The sequence below is a fragment of the Promicromonospora xylanilytica genome, from assembly GCF_054782895.1.
This window is the reverse complement of the sequence record NZ_BAAGRP010000014.1, coordinates 51,788-68,555: the sequence shown is the minus strand read 5'-3', so window position 1 is coordinate 68,555 and position 16,768 is coordinate 51,788. Positions and strand designations below refer to the sequence as shown.

The 16,768-nt window shown below is 72.4% G+C and carries 13 protein-coding genes; 5 read left to right on the top strand and 8 right to left on the bottom strand.

Annotation, left to right across the window (positions count from 1 at the left end; genetic code table 11):
* Window positions 1–18 precede the first annotated feature (18 nt).
* Window positions 19–900 carry an alpha/beta hydrolase gene (locus tag ACYVK7_RS14630; protein ID WP_460888450.1) on the top strand — a complete coding sequence of 294 codons (882 nt, stop codon included), beginning with the start codon at window positions 19–21 and terminating at the stop codon, window positions 898–900.
* On the opposite strand, the gene fdhD is transcribed toward ACYVK7_RS14630, so the two are convergent.
* Window positions 873–1,721: a formate dehydrogenase accessory sulfurtransferase FdhD gene (gene fdhD / locus ACYVK7_RS14625; protein ID WP_460888449.1), complete on the bottom strand. Its 849-nt coding sequence runs from the start codon at window positions 1,719–1,721 to the stop codon at window positions 873–875. The two genes, ACYVK7_RS14630 and fdhD, sit on opposite strands and share 28 nt — an antisense overlap.
* 77 nt (window positions 1,722–1,798) lie before the next feature.
* Between fdhD and ACYVK7_RS14620 the strand changes: the two genes are divergently transcribed.
* Complete coding sequence (locus ACYVK7_RS14620) at window positions 1,799–4,123, top strand: FdhF/YdeP family oxidoreductase (protein ID WP_460888448.1); 2,325 nt, start codon at window positions 1,799–1,801, stop codon at window positions 4,121–4,123.
* 58 nt (window positions 4,124–4,181) lie between these two features.
* On the opposite strand, the gene ACYVK7_RS14615 is transcribed toward ACYVK7_RS14620, so the two are convergent.
* Window positions 4,182–4,991 (bottom strand): MerR family transcriptional regulator, encoded by an 810-nt coding sequence (locus ACYVK7_RS14615; RefSeq protein ID WP_460888447.1) that lies wholly within the window; start codon window positions 4,989–4,991, stop codon window positions 4,182–4,184.
* A gap of 90 nt (window positions 4,992–5,081) precedes the next feature.
* On the opposite strand from ACYVK7_RS14615, the gene ACYVK7_RS14610 reads away from it, so the two are divergent.
* A complete protein-coding gene (locus ACYVK7_RS14610; protein ID WP_460888446.1) occupies window positions 5,082–5,897 on the top strand; it encodes an SDR family oxidoreductase in 816 nt (271 codons plus the stop codon).
* A gap of 267 nt (window positions 5,898–6,164) precedes the next feature.
* Here ACYVK7_RS14610 and ACYVK7_RS14605 read toward each other — a convergent pair whose 3' ends face one another.
* From ACYVK7_RS14605 to trmB, 3 genes are all read right to left on the bottom strand, one after another.
* Window positions 6,165–7,799, bottom strand: coding sequence for a solute symporter family protein (locus ACYVK7_RS14605; protein ID WP_460888494.1), 1,635 nt, complete (start codon window positions 7,797–7,799; stop codon window positions 6,165–6,167).
* A gap of 11 nt (window positions 7,800–7,810) precedes the next feature.
* Window positions 7,811–8,149 (bottom strand): DUF485 domain-containing protein, encoded by a 339-nt coding sequence (locus ACYVK7_RS14600; protein ID WP_460888445.1) that lies wholly within the window; start codon window positions 8,147–8,149, stop codon window positions 7,811–7,813.
* A gap of 173 nt (window positions 8,150–8,322) precedes the next feature.
* Window positions 8,323–9,102 (bottom strand): tRNA (guanosine(46)-N7)-methyltransferase TrmB, encoded by a 780-nt coding sequence (gene trmB, locus ACYVK7_RS14595; protein WP_460888444.1) that lies wholly within the window; start codon window positions 9,100–9,102, stop codon window positions 8,323–8,325.
* 164 nt (window positions 9,103–9,266) lie between these two features.
* On the opposite strand from trmB, the gene ACYVK7_RS14590 reads away from it, so the two are divergent.
* Complete coding sequence (locus tag ACYVK7_RS14590; protein WP_460888443.1) at window positions 9,267–9,554, top strand: hypothetical protein; 288 nt, start codon at window positions 9,267–9,269, stop codon at window positions 9,552–9,554.
* An 18-nt stretch (window positions 9,555–9,572) separates the two neighbouring features.
* On the opposite strand, the gene ACYVK7_RS14585 is transcribed toward ACYVK7_RS14590, so the two are convergent.
* A complete protein-coding gene (locus ACYVK7_RS14585) occupies window positions 9,573–10,160 on the bottom strand; it encodes a TetR/AcrR family transcriptional regulator (RefSeq protein WP_460888442.1) in 588 nt (195 codons plus the stop codon).
* Window positions 10,161–10,245: 85 nt separating this feature from the next.
* On the opposite strand from ACYVK7_RS14585, the gene ACYVK7_RS14580 reads away from it, so the two are divergent.
* Window positions 10,246–11,247, top strand: a complete 1,002-nt coding sequence (locus tag ACYVK7_RS14580; protein WP_460888441.1) for an alpha/beta fold hydrolase — start codon at window positions 10,246–10,248, stop codon at window positions 11,245–11,247.
* Between the two features lie 180 nt (window positions 11,248–11,427).
* Here the strand turns inward: ACYVK7_RS14580 and ACYVK7_RS14575 are convergent, their stop codons facing one another.
* Window positions 11,428–12,606 carry a HupE/UreJ family protein gene (locus ACYVK7_RS14575; protein ID WP_460888440.1) on the bottom strand — a complete coding sequence of 393 codons (1,179 nt, stop codon included), beginning with the start codon at window positions 12,604–12,606 and terminating at the stop codon, window positions 11,428–11,430.
* Window positions 12,607–12,647: 41 nt separating this feature from the next.
* Complete coding sequence (locus ACYVK7_RS14570; protein WP_460888439.1) at window positions 12,648–16,565, bottom strand: metallophosphoesterase; 3,918 nt, start codon at window positions 16,563–16,565, stop codon at window positions 12,648–12,650.
* Window positions 16,566–16,768 lie beyond the last annotated feature (203 nt).

Below are 16,768 nucleotides of genomic sequence, written 5' to 3'. Positions count from 1 at the left end.
CGAGCATGGAGGAGAACCATGGACCAGAACTCGCTCGCCGAGCTCCGCACCTTCTACGCGTCGTTCGGCCGGATGCCGGTACCGGACGGCACCCGCGTGACCGAGACCACGCTCGGCGGCGTCCCCGCGCTCGACGTCGCCGTGCCGCAGGCCGACGACGGCTCCGGGGTACTGCTCTACCTGCACGGCGGTGGCTACGTGATCGGCGCCGCCCGCACCGGCGTCCCGCTCGCCGCCGCGCTTGCCGCCCGAGCGCGGCTGCGCGCGCTGTCGCTCGACTACCGGCTCGCCCCCGAACACCCGTTCCCCGCCGCGGTGGACGATGCCCTGGCCGCCTACCGCGCACTGCTCGACGACACCGACCCGGCACGCGTCGTCCTCGCGGGCGACTCCGCCGGCGGCGGCCTCGCCCTCGCGACGGTGCTGGCCGCCCGCGACGCCGGACTCCCCCTGCCCGCCGCCGTGGCCACGTTCTCCGGCTGGTTCGACCTGACGCTGTCCGGCCCCAGCCTCACCGGCAAGGAGAGCGTGGACCCGATCTTCGACGCCTCCGACATCCGGGAGTACGCCGAGACGTACCTGCCCGCCGGCACCGACGCCCGTGCCCCCCTCGCGAGCCCCGTGCTCGCCGACCTGCGCGGACTGCCGCCGCTCCTGCTCCAGGTCGGCACGCACGAGGTGCTGCTCGACGACTCCACGACCCTCGCCGCCCGCGCCGCGGCCGCGGACGTCGAGGTCACCCTGGAGACCTACCCCGGGAGCCCGCACGTGTTCCAGCACCAGCACGGCACCGATCCGGCGGCGGCCCGCGCCGTCGACTCCGCGGCGGCGTTCCTCGCGCGCGGCGCCCGGCACACCGACGGCTCGACCGCTCAGACCACCCGGTCCGCCCACGTGTAGACGTTCATCGACTCACCGCGCACGAAGCCGAGCAGCGTCAGACCGCACTCGTCCGCCAGATCCACCGCGAGCGTCGACGGCGCGGAGATCGCCGACAGCACCGGGATCCCCGCCCGCACCGCCTTCTGCACCAGCTCGAACGACGCCCGCCCGCTGACCTGGAGCACCGTCCCGGCGGCGGGCAGGGCGCCGTCGCGCAGCGCCGCCCCGACCACCTTGTCCACGGCGTTGTGCCTGCCGACGTCCTCCCGCACGTACAGCGGCTCACCCTCCGCGGTGAACAGGCCCGCGGCGTGCAGGCCACCCGTCCGGTCGAAGGCGCGCTGGCGCTCGCGGAGCAGGTCGGGCAGCGCGGTGATCACCTCGGCGGCCACCGTCACCGGGTCGCGGGCGACGGGCCACCGCAGACCGGCACGTACCTCCACGACGGTGTCCGAGCCGCACACCCCGCACGCGCTGGTCGTCGCGAAGGCCCGCTGCCGCGGTGGGTCGACGCCGCGTGCGAGCGCCACCTCGACCGTGTTGTCCTCGTCGGGACACAGCCGCATGCCGACGATCTCCTCCGGTGCCGCCACCGCGCCCTCCGAGACCAACCAGCCGGCCACGAGGTCGAAGTCGTCGCCGGGGGTCCGCATCGTCAGGGTCAGGGCACTGCTGCGCGCCGCCGGGCCGCCTGCCGGCGTCGTCCCGCCGCCCGGCACCGGGCCGGGCTCGACCAGCCGGACCATGAGCGGTTCCTCGACGGCGAGCGTGTCCGGGCGTGCCGTGCGGGCACCCTCGCGGACGCGGACCACCCGCCGTCGGTCGGTGACGACTCCCATGCCGCCAGTCTCGCACCCGCGGCCGCCGATATGTCCAGGCCCTCCACACGGGGTGAAGTCCGGCGTAGGGTCGAACCGTGACCGACGTGAGCGACGAAGCCCGCACCGACGCCCCCGAGCCTGCCCTGCGCATCGGCCCGCCGAAGGAGAGCGCCGCCGGCGTGCCGGGCGTGGTCCACGGGCTGGCCCACGTGCTCGAGGAGGCCGGCGTCGCGCGCGGCCTGCGCACGCTCCCGCTGCTCAACCAGCACCGCGGCTTCGACTGTCCCGGGTGCGCCTGGCCCGAGCCGGGCAAGCCGCACGTCGCCGAGTTCTGCGAGAACGGCGCCAAGGCCGTCGCCGAGGAGTCCACCCGCAAGCGCGCGGACGCGGCGTTCTTCGCGGAGCACCCCATCTCCGAGCTGGCCACCTGGACCGACCACCGGCTGGGCAAGTCGGGGCGCCTCACGGAGCCGATGCTGCGCGAGGAGGGCTCCGACCACTACCGGCCCGTGCCCTGGGACGAGGCCCTCGACCTGGTCGCCACGGAGCTGCGCGGGCTCGACTCCCCCGACCAGGCCGCCTTCTACACCTCCGGTCGCACCAGCAACGAGGCGGCGTTCCTCTACCAGCTCTTCGCCCGCAAGCTCGGCACCAACAACATGCCGGACTGCTCCAACATGTGCCACGAGTCGTCGGGCTCCGCACTGACGGAGACGCTGGGCGTCGGCAAGGGCAGTGTGTCGCTGGAGGACATCACCGACCACGCGGACCTGATCGTCGTCGTCGGCCAGAACCCCGGGACCAACCACCCGCGCATGCTCACCGCGCTGGAGCAGGCCAAGGACCGCGGGGCGCGGATCGTGGCCATCAACCCGCTGCCCGAGGCCGGGCTGCAGACGTTCAAGAACCCGCAGCGGGTCCGCGGCGTGGTGGGGCCGGGCACCAAGCTGGCCGACCGGTTCCTCCAGGTCCGCCTGGCGGGCGACCTCGCCCTGTTCCAGGCGGTCAACCGCCTGCTCCTGGAGGCCGACGACGACGCGCGCACCGCCGGCCACCAGGGTGTCCTGGACCACGAGTTCATCGCCGAGCACACCTCGGGGTTCGCCGAGGCGTCCGCCGCCTGGCGGGCGGTGGACCGGTCCGACGTCGAGCGGGCCACCGGGCTGGAGTGGTCCGAGATCGAGGACTTCGTGGGCGACGTCCTGGCCTCGGAGAAGGTCATCGTCTGCTGGGCGATGGGCCTGACCCAGCACAAGCAGGCGGTGGCGACCATCCGCGAGGTGGTGAGCTTCCTGCTGCTGCGCGGGAACGTGGGCCGTCCGGGCGCGGGCGCCTGCCCGGTGCGCGGGCACAGCAACGTGCAGGGCGACCGCACCATGGGCATCTGGGAGCGCCCCACCGAGGCGTTCCTCGACGCGCTCGGCGCGGAGTTCGACTTCGAGCCGCCGCGCGCCCACGGGTACGACGTCGTGGACACCGTGCGCGCCCTGCGCGACGGGCACCTCAAGGTGTTCATGGCGGTGGGCGGCAACTTCGCGGCGGCCACGCCGGACAGCGCCGTCACCGAGGCGGCCCTGCGGGAGGTGCCGCTCACGGTGCACGTCTCGACCAAGCTCAACCGCTCCCACGTGCTGCCCGGCAAGCGGTCCCTGGTGCTCCCGTGCCTCGGGCGCACCGAGCGCGACCTCACGGGCGGGCGCGAGCAGGTGGTCACGGTCGAGGACTCGATGAGCGTGGTGCACACGTCACGGGGTCGGCTCGCCCCGGCGTCGGACCACCTGCGCAGCGAGACCGCGATCCTCTGCGACCTGGCCCGCCGTGCGCTCGGCCCGCAGGACCCGACGCCGTGGGAGGAGTTCGCCGGCGACTACGCACGCATCCGCGACTCCATCTCTCGCGTGATCCCGGGCTTCGAGGACTTCGAGCGGCGGGTCACCGAGCCCGGCGGTTTCGTGCTGCCCAACCCGCCGCGCGACGCCCGGCTGTTCCCGACGGCGACCGGCAAGGCCAACTTCACGGTGAACGAGCTCGAGATCGTCCAGGTGCCCGAGGGGCGTCTGCTGCTCCAGACCGTGCGCTCCCACGACCAGTTCAACACCACCGTCTACGGCCTCGACGACCGGTACCGGGGCGTGAAGGGCGGGCGGCGCGTCGTGTTCGTGCGCCCCGAGGACCTCACGGCCCTCGGGTTCGCCGACGGCGACACGGTGGACCTGGTCAGCGAGTGGCCCGGGCGCGACGGGAGCACCGAGGAGCGCCGGGCCGAGGGGTTCCGGGTCGTCGCGTTCCCGACGGCGAGCGGCTGCGCGGCGGCGTACTTCCCGGAGACGAACGTGCTGGTGCCCCTGGACCACACGGCCGAGGGCAGCAACACCCCGGCCTCCAAGTCGGTGATCATCCGCCTCGAACCCGCCCGCTGAGTGCTGGATGTTCGCCCTCTTTCCGGGGCCAGAAGGGCGAATATCCCGCACTCAACCGTCAGGGGGCGAGGCGGAAGACCGGCCAGGCCAGCTCCGTGCGCCACGCCGTCCGGTCCGGGGTGTCCGACGGCGCCACCAGGTAGGTCTCGTGCACCGGGCCGTCGACCGCCAGGGCATGGTCGACCACCCACGCGCCGAGCCGCCCGTACGTGACGTCGATGTCGTCGTGCGCGCCGTGGTGGACCACCGTCGCGAGCTCGGCGGCGGGCAGCTCGACCGGCCGCACCCGCCCCCGTTCCGGCGGGTCCGCCACGGGCCGGTACACCAGCACCGACCCGTGCCCGTCGCTGAACAGCTCGTTCGCGTAGTGCCCTCCCGGCGGCCCGTGCCGCTCGTGGCCGACGACCGCGGCGTCGAGCTCCGCCATGGCGTCCGCGTACCAGTCCAGCACCTCGCCCTGCCCGACCTCCCCGGTGATCCCCGCGACCACGCGCGCCGGCTCGGTGCGCACCGCCACCTCCGGCCGTGCGGTGCCCGGGCTGAGCAGCTGCCGCAGCGAGGCGACGGCGGTCCGGGTCCGGTCGAGCTCCGCCTCCAGCCGCCGGAGATGGCCGGCGACGAGCTCGGCCCGGGCCCCGGCGTCCGGGGCGGCCAGGATCTGCCGGACCTCCGCGAGCGGCACGTCCAGCTCGCGCAGGCGGTGGATCACCTGGGCCGGCGGGATCTGCGCGCTCGTGTAGTAGCGGTAGCCGCTGCCGGGGTCCACCCGGTCCGGCTCCAGCAGCCCGGAGTCGTGGTAGCGCCGCAGCGTCCGCACGCTCAGGTGGGTGAGCTGCGCGAACTCGCCGATGGTCAGGCCTCTGGTCACGGCACCACTGTGCACCCTCCCCCAGGGGGAGGCGCCACCGCCGAGCGCACCTGTTGACCCTCTCCCCGCGGGAGGCCCCAGCGTGGAGCCATGAACACCTCCGACCACGGTCAGCGGGCCGTGACCATCAGCGACCGCCTGGACGGCCGTCGCGCCCTCGTGACCGGTGCCAGCAAGGGCACCGGCGCCGCCGTCGTGGCACGGCTGCGCGAGGCGGGCGCGACCGTGCTGGGCACGGCGCGCACGGCTCCCGACACCGGCCCCGGACCCCGCGGCTTCGTCGCGGCGGACCTGACCTCCCCCGACGACGCCGCCCGGGTGGCCGAGCACGCCGCCGAGCATCTCGGCGGCGTCGACATCCTGGTGCACACGCTCGGCGGCTCACGGTCGCCGTCCGGCGGCTTCGCGGCGCTCACCGACGAGCACTGGGCCCACGAGCTGGGCCTCAACCTGCTCGCGGCGGTCCGGCTCGACCGCGCGCTGGTCCCCGGCATGGTCGCGGCAGGGTGGGGCGCCGTGGTGCACGTCTCGTCCATCCAGCGCAGGCAGCCGCTGCACGACGCCACGCTCGGGTACGCCGCCGCCAAGGCCGCGCTGACCACCTACAGCAAGGGGCTCGCGGGTGAGGTCGCGCCGTACGGCGTCCGGGTCAACGTGGTCTCCCCCGGCTTCATCCGGTCGGCCGGCGCCGACGGACTCGTCGACCGCCTGTCCACCGGCCAGGGCATCACGCGGGAGGAGGCCCTCGGCCAGGTCATGGACTCGCTCGGCGGCATCCCGCTCGGGCGCCCGAGCGAGCCGGCCGAGGTCGCCGAGCTGGTCGCCTTCCTCGTCGGCGACCGCTCGGCGGCCATCACCGGGGCCGAGCACACGATCGACGGCGGGACGGTCCCGACGGTCGGCTGAGGCCGACCCCGACAGCACCACCACCGGTGGCGCCGCCACCCAGGGCATCGGCCTGCCCGACGTCGTCGCCGCGCACCTTGCCGCGCACGAGGCCCGCGACGTCGAGCGGGAGCTCGCCTGCTACGCCGAGGGGGCCGCCGTGACCGACGAGGGGCGCACCTACCGGGGCCTGACAATCGCCCCCTGATCAGCAGCTGAGTGCTGGATCTTCGCCCTCGAACCGCCTTTCGGAGGACGAAGATCCAGCACTCAGCGAACCGGGCAGGGTCAGTGCGAGACCGCCTTCTCCGCGCCCGCGCCCGTGAGGGAGCGGACCTCCATCTCGGCGTACTTCTCCGGGTGCGACTGCTCCTTGCTCAGGTACGTGCCGACGACGCCGAGCACGAACGCGAGCGGGATGGTCACGATGCCCGGGTTGTCGAGCGGGAACCAGTGGAAGTCGATCGCGGTGTTCTTGATCATCGACAGGCTCTCCCCCGTGGCCGGGTCCACCTTGCCCGACACCACCGGCGAGAAGATGATCAGCAGGATCGTCGAGCTGAGCCCGCCGTAGATGCTCCACAGCGCGCCGGACGTGTTGAACCGCTTCCAGAACAGCGAGTAGATGATCGTCGGCAGGTTGGCCGACGCCGCGACGCAGAACGCCAGCGCCACGAGGAACGCGATGTTCTGCCCGTTGGCGAAGATGCCGCCGATGATCGCGATGACGCCGATCACCACGACGGTCCAGCGGGCCACCCGGACCTCGCCGTCGGGTGCCACCTGCCCCTTCTTGATGATGGAGGCGTAGATGTCGTGGGAGAAGCTGGCCGCCGCGGTGATCGTCAGGCCCGCCACGACGGCGAGGATGGTCGCGAACGCGACCGCCGCGATGATGCCGAGCAGGATCTCGCCGCCGAGCTGGAACGCGAGCAGCGGTGCGGCGGAGTTGGCCCCGCCTGGCGCCGCGAGGATCGCCTCCGGCCCGACGAGGGCCGCCGCGCCGTACCCGAGCACCAGCGTGAAGAGGTAGAAGACGCCGATCAGCCAGATCGCCACGACCACGGACTTGCGGGCCTCCTTGGCCGACGGCACCGTGTAGAAGCGCATCAGCACGTGCGGGAGGCCCGCGGTGCCGAGCACCAGGGCGAGCGCCAGCGACAGGAAGTCGAGCTGGGTGATCCCGGAGACGCCGTACTTCTTGCCCGGCTCGAGGAGTGCCTCACCGCCCTCGCCGGCCACGCTGACGGCCTCCTGCATGACGGCGGAGAGGCTGAAGCCGAAGTTGGCGAGCACCCAGACCGTCATGACGGCGGCGCCCGCGATGAGCAGTGTCGCCTTGATGATCTGGACCCACGTGGTGCCCTTCATGCCGCCCACCAGCACGTAGAGGATCATGAGGGCGCCGACCACCGCGATGACGACGCCCTGGCCCGCGGAGTCGGTGACACCGAGCAGGAGGGCGACGAGCCCGCCGGCACCGGCCATCTGTGCCAGCAGGTAGAAGAACACGACGGCGAGCGTCGAGATCGCCGCGGCGAGCCGGATCGGGCGCTGCTTGAGCCGGAACGACAGCACGTCGGCCATCGTGAACTTGCCCGTGTTCCGCAGCAGCTCCGCGACCAGCAGCAGGGCCACGAGCCAGGCCACGAGGAAGCCGATGGAGTAGAGGAAACCGTCGTACCCGTTGACCGCGATGGCTCCCGCGATCCCGAGGAAGCTGGCCGCCGACAGGTAGTCGCCTGCGATCGCGGTGCCGTTCTGCGTGCCCGTGAAGTTGCGGCCTCCGGCGTAGAAGTCGGCCGCGCTCTTGTTCTGGCGGGAGACCCGGAACACGACGACGAGGGTGACGACGACGAACGCCGCGAAGATGCCGATGTTGATCCAGATGTTGCCGACGTTCGTGGCCGCCGCCGCTGCCATGACGGTCCCGTTCACAGCTGGCCCTCCTCGATCTCTTCGCGCATGGCCTGCGCCCGGGCGTCGAACTTGTCGTTCGCCCACCGCGCGTAGAGCGTGGTGATGACGAACGTGGACACGAACTGCAGCAGCCCGAAGATGAGACCGACGGTGAACGTCCCGCCGACCCGGATACTCATGAACTCGTGCGCGTACGTGCTCAGGACCGCATAGAGCAGGTACCACACGAGGAACAGCGCGGTCATCGGGAAGACGAAGTTCCGGAAGGCCTTGCGCAGGCTCTGGAACTCGTCCGATCTCTCGACGCGTTGGTAATCGGTTTCAACAGGCCCTGAGACCGGTAGGTCACTCATGACGCCTCCATCGGCTCATGGGACACGCGCACTGCCGCGACCCGGTGCGCCCTTCGCACCGACGCCCAATGTTCCTTATTTCACATGCGCGGGGCAATCAAATCTCGCCGCGAGTCATCGACGTGACCAAGTCGTTATTTCACCCGCTCCCGAGCCGGCGACCAGCACGGACGTCAGCGCCGGACGTACGTCAGGTCCGTGATCGCCCGCCCCGCGCCGTGCGCCTTGCGCTCGAACCCGGTCAGGACCCGCCGCTCGAAGCGCGGCGCCCGGTTCCCCGTGCCGTGCGCGTTGCCGAGGTGCTCGTCCGCGTCCAGGACCTCGATCATCTGCTCGGCGTACTCGGCCCAGTCGGTGGCCAGGCGTAGCGTGCCGCCCGGCCGCAGCACGCGGGCGGCGAGCGCCGCGAACTCGGCGGTGACGAGGCGGCGCTTGTGGTGGCGCGCCTTGTGCCAGGGGTCGGGAAAGAAGACCCAGAGCTCGTCCACGGTCCCGGCCTGGACGGTGGTCGCCAGCAGCTCTGCCGCGTTGGCCTGCACCAGGCGCAGGTTGGGCAGCCCGCCCTGGCCGAGGGCCGCGCCTGCCCGCTCGGCGCGCGCGATCGTGTGCGCGAGCCCTGGCTGGTAGACCTCGACGGCGAGGTAGTCGCGCTCGGGGTCGGTGCGGGCGGCCTCGACGACGGCGTCACCGAGGCCGGAGCCGATCTCCACGACCAGGGGTGCCGTGCGCCCGAACACGGCTCGCGTGTCGAGCACGAACCCGGGGTCCACGGACGTGCGCGCGATCGCCCGCGGCACGTCGACGAGGTAGGTGGGGTGCAGCTCGGCCCACAGGCGCTTCTGCTTGTCCGTGAGCCTGCCGGACCGGCGCACGAAGGAGACCGGCTTGGTCCGGAAGCCCGAGAGCTCGGGACGGTCGTCGGTGTCGGGGCGGGGCGAAACGGGCTGGCTCACACCGAAGAGGGTACGAGGTTCGGGCCGGGCATTGCGTATCCGCAAGGATTCGCGGCTCGCCGCGCACCCCGCGCGGAGCGCGCGGCAGGCTGGGGCCGGACGCCGGACCCCCAGCGAACCGAGGAGCTGACCATGTGCGCCGTCGCACCGCCCATCGTCCTGCCATGACCGACCACCACGCCTGCTCGCACGTCGAGCTCGACGGCCGACGGATCGTCGTCGACCTGTCCGACGCCGACCTCGCACGGCTCACCGCGACCGCGCGCCGGCGCGGTGTCGACCGCACGCAGCTCGTCCTCGCCTGGATCCGGCGCGGCATGAGCAGCGACCTCTGGACGAGGCCGGACGAGCGGTCCGTCCGGGTGAACCGGATGGACCGCGACGTCGAGGTCGGGCAGCGGGCCGAGAGCCTCTTCACGAGCCTGCTGGACGGCTTGCGCGAGCACGACTGAACCCGCGAGCACGCCCGGTCAGACCCCGTCGACCTCCGCCTCGAGCATGGCGAGGGCCTCGGCCGGCTCGAGGTCGCCGACCAGGACCCGCAGGGTCAGCCCGTCCGACAGTGCGAGCAGCCGCCGTGCCTGCTCCAGCGCAGCGGGGTCGTCGGCGTCCTCTCCACGGTCGGCACTGTTCGCCCGGTCGGCGCGGATCAGCCGCGCGCACTCCTCCTCGGCCCCCCGGCGCGCCTCGGCCAGCACCTGGCGGACGGCGGCGTGGTTGATCGACTTCGCCACGTAGGCGTACCAGACGCTGACGCCCGTGCGGCCGCCGTCGTCCCGGGGGATCTGCTGGCTCACGACGTGCAGGAGGCGCACGCGCGGGTCGGCGTCGGCGGTCTCCAGGTAGCCGCCGTACGCGGTCTCGACGAGCGCGGTGCAGCCCGCCAGGACGAGCGCCTCCTTGGTGCCGAAGTAGTGCTGGATGCGACCCATCGAGACGCCCGCCTCCGCGGCCACGTGGCGCAGGCTGACGCCCTCGATCCCGTGCTGGGCGATCACCAGCCACAGCGCGTAGACGATCTGCGTGCGGCGCTCTTCGTGATCGACGACTCTCGGCATGCGCACAGCGTAGCAATACGATTGCATCGCAACCTGTTACGATGCGACTGTATTGCAACGTCTCACCCACCTGAAGGGACCTCTGATGCGCGAGAACCAGACCGGCCGCACACGGCGCCGGTGGCCGACCGTCCTGCTCGCCGCCGTCGCGGCGGTCTCCACCAGCGGGCTGGTGCTGCTGCTCACGGCGGGCGGCCCCGGCGTCGGCCACTTCCGCACGCCGCAGGCCCGCCTGGCGTACGAGGACGCGTACGCCGCGGCGCTCGCCCGCCTGCCCGAGCCCACCGAGACGCACGACGTCGAGACGAGGTTCGGCACGGTGCGCGCCTACGCCTGGGTCGCGAAGGACCGGCCCGAGGAGACCCCGGTCGTCCTGCTGCCCGGCCGGTCGGCCGCCGTCCCGATGTGGGGCGACAACCTGCCGCACTACGTCGGACACCGCACGGTGTACGCCTTCGACGTCCTCGGCGACACGGGCCTGTCCGAGCAGTCCGTCCCCCAGCGCGACATCGCCGACTCCGCCCGGTGGGTCGACGAGGCGATGGCGGGCCTGGACATCGAGCGTGCCCACCTGGTCGGCCACTCCCAGGGCGGCGGGCTCGCCGCCGCCGTCGCGGTGCACCACCCAGAGCGCCTGGCCAGCCTGACCCTGCTCGAGCCGATCCTCACCCTGGGCACGCTGCCGTTGTCGATGGTGCTCGCGAGCATCCCGCTCTCGCTGCCGTTCCTGCCCGAGTCGTGGCGGGAGGCAGGCCTGAACCAGATCGGCGGTGTCGAGGACGAGGCGGTCGACCCGGACGACCCGCTGATCCGGATGATCTCGCTCGGCGCCGAGAGCTACAGCTCCTCGGGGCTGCCCAACCCGGTCCCGCTGACCGACGCCCAGCTGGAGGGCCCACCGATGCCCGTGTACGTGGCGATCGCGAGCGACTCGTCGCTCGCCGGTGGCGAGGCCGCCGCGGAGAAGGCGAGGCTGATCCCGGAGGCCCAGGTCAAGATCTGGCCCGACACCACGCACTCCCTGCCCATGCAGGTCGCTCCGGCGCTGGACGCGGAGCTGGAGCGGTTCTGGGCGGCGCACGGGTAGCCGCCTGCCATCACCCGACCCTGACTTCATCGCAGCCGCGACGGCCACGGGACGATGGCCCCGCGCCGCCGAGCGTAGGGTTCGTCGCTTCATGGGTGCCCATGGTGCGAGGAACCCTACGCTCGGTGGGCCGGTCGGTTGGTCGGGCCCGCGGCCCGCGGGGCCCGCGGGCCGCCAGGGTTACAGGGCTCCCGTCAGGCGCTCCACGACCCACCACAGGGCGACCAGGCCGATCGCGGCGCAGCCGGCGCCGAGCATCCAGCGCGCCGTCCGCGGGGCGCGCACCCGCAGCAGCACCAGCAGCGGGAACACGAGCGCGATGATGCCGAGCTGCACGGCCTCGATGCCCACGTTGAACGACACCAGCGACCACAGCAGGGTCCACGACCAGGCGGCCTCGATCCCGAGCGCGCCGGCGAACCCGACCCCGTGCACCAGCCCGAAGGCGAACACGACCGGCAGCCGCCACCGCTCCCAGGCCGTCAACGCGGCGCGCTCCCCCGCGTCGGCCCGCCAGCGCAGGCCGTCACGCACCGTGCCGTACGGCGCGGTGTCCCGTCCGCGCCGGATCAGGTACAGGTCCACGGCCGCCACCACCGCGATGGACGCCGCGATCACCGGCTCGACCACGATCGCGGGCACCGACACCACGCCGAGGGCGGCGAGCAGGAACGTCACCGAGTGCGCGACGGTGAACGCCGTGGCGGTCCAGACGATGTCGCGCAGCCTGCGGGCGCCGATCAGCAGCGCCAGCAGGAACAGCACGTGGTCCAGCCCGAACAGCAGGTGCTCGCCGCCCAGCACGAAGAACTCGCCCACCTGCTTGAGCAGGCGGTTCTCCCCCGTGGTGAGGGTCGGCGACGCCGCGGTGAGCACCGCGGAGCCGTCCTCGCCGTCGAGCGTGTACGCCACGATCGTCTCGGTGGAGTGCACGAACGACTCGGCGTCCGGGAACAGCGCGCTGGAGACCTCGTGCACGCCCTCCGGCTCGCCGTCGCACGCGAAGGCGTAGGTCAGCGAGGCGTAGGGACGGTCGCCGCGCTCCACGACGTCGACGGCGGACAGCGTCGGGACGCACGCCTCGCCGTCGTGGGCGACCGTGAACCGGTCGGTGACGTAACCGTCCACCGCCCGCTCGTGCTGGTCGAGCTGCGCGAGCTGGTCGTCCCGTTCCGTCGCCTCGTACGCCTCGGCCCGCAGCCAGGCGGACTTCATCAGCAGGTCGTACTCGAGGTCGAGCACGGCCGTGACGTCCGTCGTCGGCCCTGCGCCGTCCGGCGCCGCCGGGGTCACCTCGGCGTAGACGTCGCTCGTGGCGTCATGGGCCCACGCCGTCTGCCCCACGGCGGGGCCGCTCACGACTGCGAGCAGCCCCGCCAGGGCCAAGGAGCGCCGGAGTCTCAACGGCGGGCCGTGGTGAAGTACGCCGGCGATGCCGTCGTCGTGCCGCCCCCGGAGGTGCGGGCCGTGACGAACCAGGCGTAGGTGCGGTCCGGCTTGAGGCCGGTCCACCGGACGGAGGCGACCTCACCGGACGTCACCGTGTCCGTGCCGATCTGGTGCACCGGGTCGTACAGCACCACGGACTCGGTGGTGAACGACGTGGTGCGGGAGGTCAGGTCGACCGGCAGCACCATGTTGTCCTCGAGGCCGTTGTACCGCTCGTCCTCGTCGTACTCCGTCGCGCCGAACTCGCCCAGCAGCGGCGAGTAGGTGTCGATGGACACCTCGCCGCGGTCGACGTCGAACTGCAGCATGCGGAAGAACGACGCGCCCAGCCGGAGCCGGTCGGTCGGGTCGTAGCCGCCGATCTCCGTGAGGCCCAGCTGGTCCGCGGACACCGTGTAGAACTGGTAGTCCGCGAGCAGCTCGACCACGCCGCCGCCGATGTCGCCGACCACGGGCGGGCGCACGTTGGTGCCCACGCCGTGGCGGTGCCCGGCCAGCACCATGAAGACGTTCGGGTTGTCCTTGACGAGCAGGTTGTACAGCAGCGGCCCGTCCGACCCGCCGAAGTTCGCCCCGCGCCCGTCGGGCGACGTTGACGGCTCCAGGTAGTCGTGCGTGAGCAGGATGCCGTTGCGGTCCGAGTACCGGTCGAAGATCTCCGCGGCCCACTCGGCCTCGTCCCGGGTCACGCCGTACGACAGGCCCACCACCACGAAGTCCAGGCCGCCGGCCGAGAACAGGTCGAAGTGGTTCTCGTTCGAGCCCGGCGTCATCGAGCCGCCGTAGGTCGCGTTCTCCCAGCCCTCGGCGAGCTCCTCGTAACGGTCCGGCCCGAAGTGCTCGTTGAACAGGTCCGGGTTCTTGCCCGACTGGTTGTCGTGGTTACCGGCGACGACGCCGTTGGGGATGCCGGCCGCGTCGATCCGGCCCTGGGCCTCGGACGCGAACTCGAACTCGCCCGCCACCTGCTCCTCGAGCTCCGGCGAGATCGCACGGATGTTGTTCTCGATGATGTCGCCGGTGTGCGCCACGTACGCGATCTTGCGCTCCTCGGCGTTGTCGACGATCCAGTCCATGACGCCCGTGTACGCCTTGCCCCACACGGCGCGTTCCTCGGCACTCTCCTGCTCGACGGCGCCCTCGGCCAGGTACTGCGTGTCCGTGTAGTGGACCATCGAGAAGTCGTAGTCGTCGGGGTTCGCGAACCGGTCGCCGTCGCCGGCGTCGATGTCGTCGGCGAAGGGGTCCTCACCCGTGACCATCGCGTGGACCTTGCCCCGGACCACGTAGTCCCGGGTCACGGCGCCCTCGAGCACCGTGCCGCCCTCGACGGCGCCGCGCGCGGAGGCCACGACGTCCCAGGCTCGCGTGTCCGGGTTCCAGGCACGCAGGCTGACCAGACGGGCGGGGTCCGCCGTGCCCTCCCAGCGCAGCACCGGCGCCTCGACCTTGCCGCGGACCGGCACGTCGAACCGCTGGTAGGTCACGTCTGCCGAGGCGGGCGAGTCGACCGACCGCTCGTCGCCCGGCTGCAGGGTCTTGGTGCTCAGCCTCCGCTGACCGGGCACGCTCAGGTCCGTCGGCACGGCGTCGCTCTCACCCTGCCAGGCACTGGTCGGGGTCAGGATCTCGGCGGCCGAGAAGTGGGCGGTCACGTCCCCGCCGTCCGGCTCGGCGACCTTCGCGCTCAGCGTCGCCGTGCGGCCCACGTCCGAGGCGCCCGACGCCGGTTCGACGTCGGACGGCACGTCCGGGATCCCCGCGCTGGCGAACGGGATCTCGTGCGTGACCTCGTTGCCGAGGCCGTCGGTCGCCGAGACCGCGAGGGTGTGGTCACCCGCGGAGAGGCCCGGCCCGACCAGGTCGCCCAGGGCGACCTCCTTGCCGTCGAGCATGACGTCCGGACCCTGGACCACGCCGGACGCGTCATCGACCGAGACCGCGAGCGGCACGCTCGACGTGAGCCGGTCGCCGTCCGCGGGCGTGGCCGAGACGAGCGCCGGGCCCGTGTTGTCCGTGAACAGCGCGCGGGTCGCGGTCTCGCCGGTGGTGGAGGTCGCGGAGAGCTCGTGCTCGCCGTCGTCCAGCGTCGCCGTGTCGACCTGGGCGATCAGGCCGCGCGCCGGGGCGTCGACGTGGAACACCAGGTCGACCTCGACCTCGGGGTTCACGTTGCTGCCGCAGTTGCCGTCCCCGATGTTGTGGCTCGAGCGCATGCTCACGTGCGTCGCCGTGCCCTCTGCCGGGGTCAGCACGGGGTTCGTCAGCGTGTAGTCGTCGCGGTTGTCGCCGCACGAGCTGCCGTACAGCGTGCCCGCGACCAGGTCGATCCGGTTCCAGCCCGCCAGGAGCCACTCGTTCGGCACCGTGACCTCGGCCCGCTCGGACACGTAGTCGCGGTCGATGACGAGCTTGTGCCCGTTGACCTGCAGGTACGACTGGTAGCGCGCCTCCAGCGAGTTGGACCCCACGTCGAAGGCCAGCACGGCGTCCCCGGCACCCAGCGAGTCGTGCAGGGTGACCGCCGGGGCGTCGATCGTGTAGGTGAGGGCGACCTCGCGCAGCAGGGTGTCGTTGCTCCCGCAGTTCCCGTCGCCCATCGCGTAGGAGTCGGCGACGTCGTGGCCGGTGACCGTGGCGCCGTCCAGCGCGAGGTCCAGGCCGGAGATGGCGAAGTCGTCGCGGTTGGTGCCGCAGGACGAGGCGTAGTCGCCGGTCACGACCTTGATCGAGTTGTCGCCGGGGACCAGCAGGCTCGCCGGGAGGGTGACGTCCACCCGCTCGCTCGCCCAGTCGCCGCCCAGCTCGACGCGCGAGCCGTTGACCAGCAGGAAGTTGTGGTACGCGTCGTCGATCGAGTTGCTGCCGACGTCGAACGAGAACGTGGCCGCGCTGTTGCCGAGGGTCGGCAGGGCGGTGGGCTCGGCGCCGTCGAGCAGCAGGTCGGCCACCCCGCCGTCCTCGCCGGCCGGGCGGGCGGCGGCCACGGCCACCGTGCCGTTGGTGAGTGTGCCGTCGGCCGGGGTGAGGCGCGGTGCGCCGGTCGGCGCGTTGTTCACGCGGACCTGGTGCGCCGTGACGTCGCCGGACGCCGTGCGTGCCTCGATCGTGTGCTCGCCGTTGGCCAGCGTGGTGGTGTCGAGGTCGGCGCTGAGGCCGGTGGTGCCCTGCGGGTCGCCCTGGAGGAAGAAGGACAGCTCGGCCTTGCGCAGCAGGTTGGCGTTGGAGCCGCAGCTGCCGTCGCCGAACGCGTACGTGTACTCGTTCTCCTCGCCGTCCGCCATCTCACCGAGCGGTTCCAGCGTGAAGTCGGACAGCACGAAGTCGTCGTGGTTCTCGCCACAGCTCGTGGTGAACGTCCCCGCGACGACCTCGACGGTGTTCTCGCCCGTCACGAGGTACTCGTTGGGGACCTCCAGCTCGACGCGCTCGTTCACCGCGTCCGGCAGGTAGATCGGCTCGGACCCGTTGACCGACACGTAGTTCTGGTAGCGCGCCTCGGTGGAGTTGCTGCCGACGGCGTAGCCGAGGATCGAGGTGCCGAGCGTCTCGGTGGCGCCCGGCACGTCCGCGCCGTCGACGGTGAGGCTCTCGACGTCGTCGCCGGGGGCGACGGGCTCGGCCGCGACCGGGACGGTGCCCTCGAGGAACTCTCCGTCGGCAGGCGTGAGGATCGGGCCGTCGGGCGCGGGAGCCTCCGGCTCGCGCGGGGCCGTCGCGGTCGTCGCGCCCGGGGCCCTACCGGTGTCCGCGGGGGCCGCGGACGACGACGTCGCGACCCACCCCGTCATGACGAGCGTCGCTGCCGTGACCGCCGCGACGAGACCGGCCTGCTGCCGGCCTCGTTGTTTCCTGGTGACTGGCCGCATGGCCGCCCTCCCTGTGGTCCGTGAAAGGTGGACGGCTATGAGCACGCCCGGAGGTCAACCTGACCTGGACTGATGAACGGAACGGGAGCATCAGGCAACCTTCCGACAAACTGGAAGAAACCTGGATGAGTTGGCTGGTCAGAGGCACCGTGGAGAGCGGGTGAAGTTTGCCTGCCCAGGCTTTCGCCATCGAACCCCGGCGG

What these genes read in the sequence shown, in the direction of transcription:
- ACYVK7_RS14630 (WP_460888450.1), top strand. Translation starts at nt 19, where the DNA reads ATGGACCAGAACTCGCTCGCCGAGCTCCGCACCTTCTACGCGTCGTTC.
- fdhD (WP_460888449.1), bottom strand. Translation starts at nt 1,721, where the DNA reads ATGGGAGTCGTCACCGACCGACGGCGGGTGGTCCGCGTCCGCGAGGGT.
- ACYVK7_RS14610 (WP_460888446.1), top strand. Translation starts at nt 5,082, where the DNA reads ATGAACACCTCCGACCACGGTCAGCGGGCCGTGACCATCAGCGACCGC.
- ACYVK7_RS14605 (WP_460888494.1), bottom strand. Translation starts at nt 7,799, where the DNA reads ATGGCAGCGGCGGCGGCCACGAACGTCGGCAACATCTGGATCAACATC.
- ACYVK7_RS14600 (WP_460888445.1), bottom strand. Translation starts at nt 8,149, where the DNA reads ATGAGTGACCTACCGGTCTCAGGGCCTGTTGAAACCGATTACCAACGC.
- ACYVK7_RS14590 (WP_460888443.1), top strand. Translation starts at nt 9,267, where the DNA reads ATGACCGACCACCACGCCTGCTCGCACGTCGAGCTCGACGGCCGACGG.
- ACYVK7_RS14585 (WP_460888442.1), bottom strand. Translation starts at nt 10,160, where the DNA reads ATGCCGAGAGTCGTCGATCACGAAGAGCGCCGCACGCAGATCGTCTAC.
- ACYVK7_RS14580 (WP_460888441.1), top strand. Translation starts at nt 10,246, where the DNA reads ATGCGCGAGAACCAGACCGGCCGCACACGGCGCCGGTGGCCGACCGTC.
- ACYVK7_RS14570 (WP_460888439.1), bottom strand. Translation starts at nt 16,565, where the DNA reads ATGCGGCCAGTCACCAGGAAACAACGAGGCCGGCAGCAGGCCGGTCTC.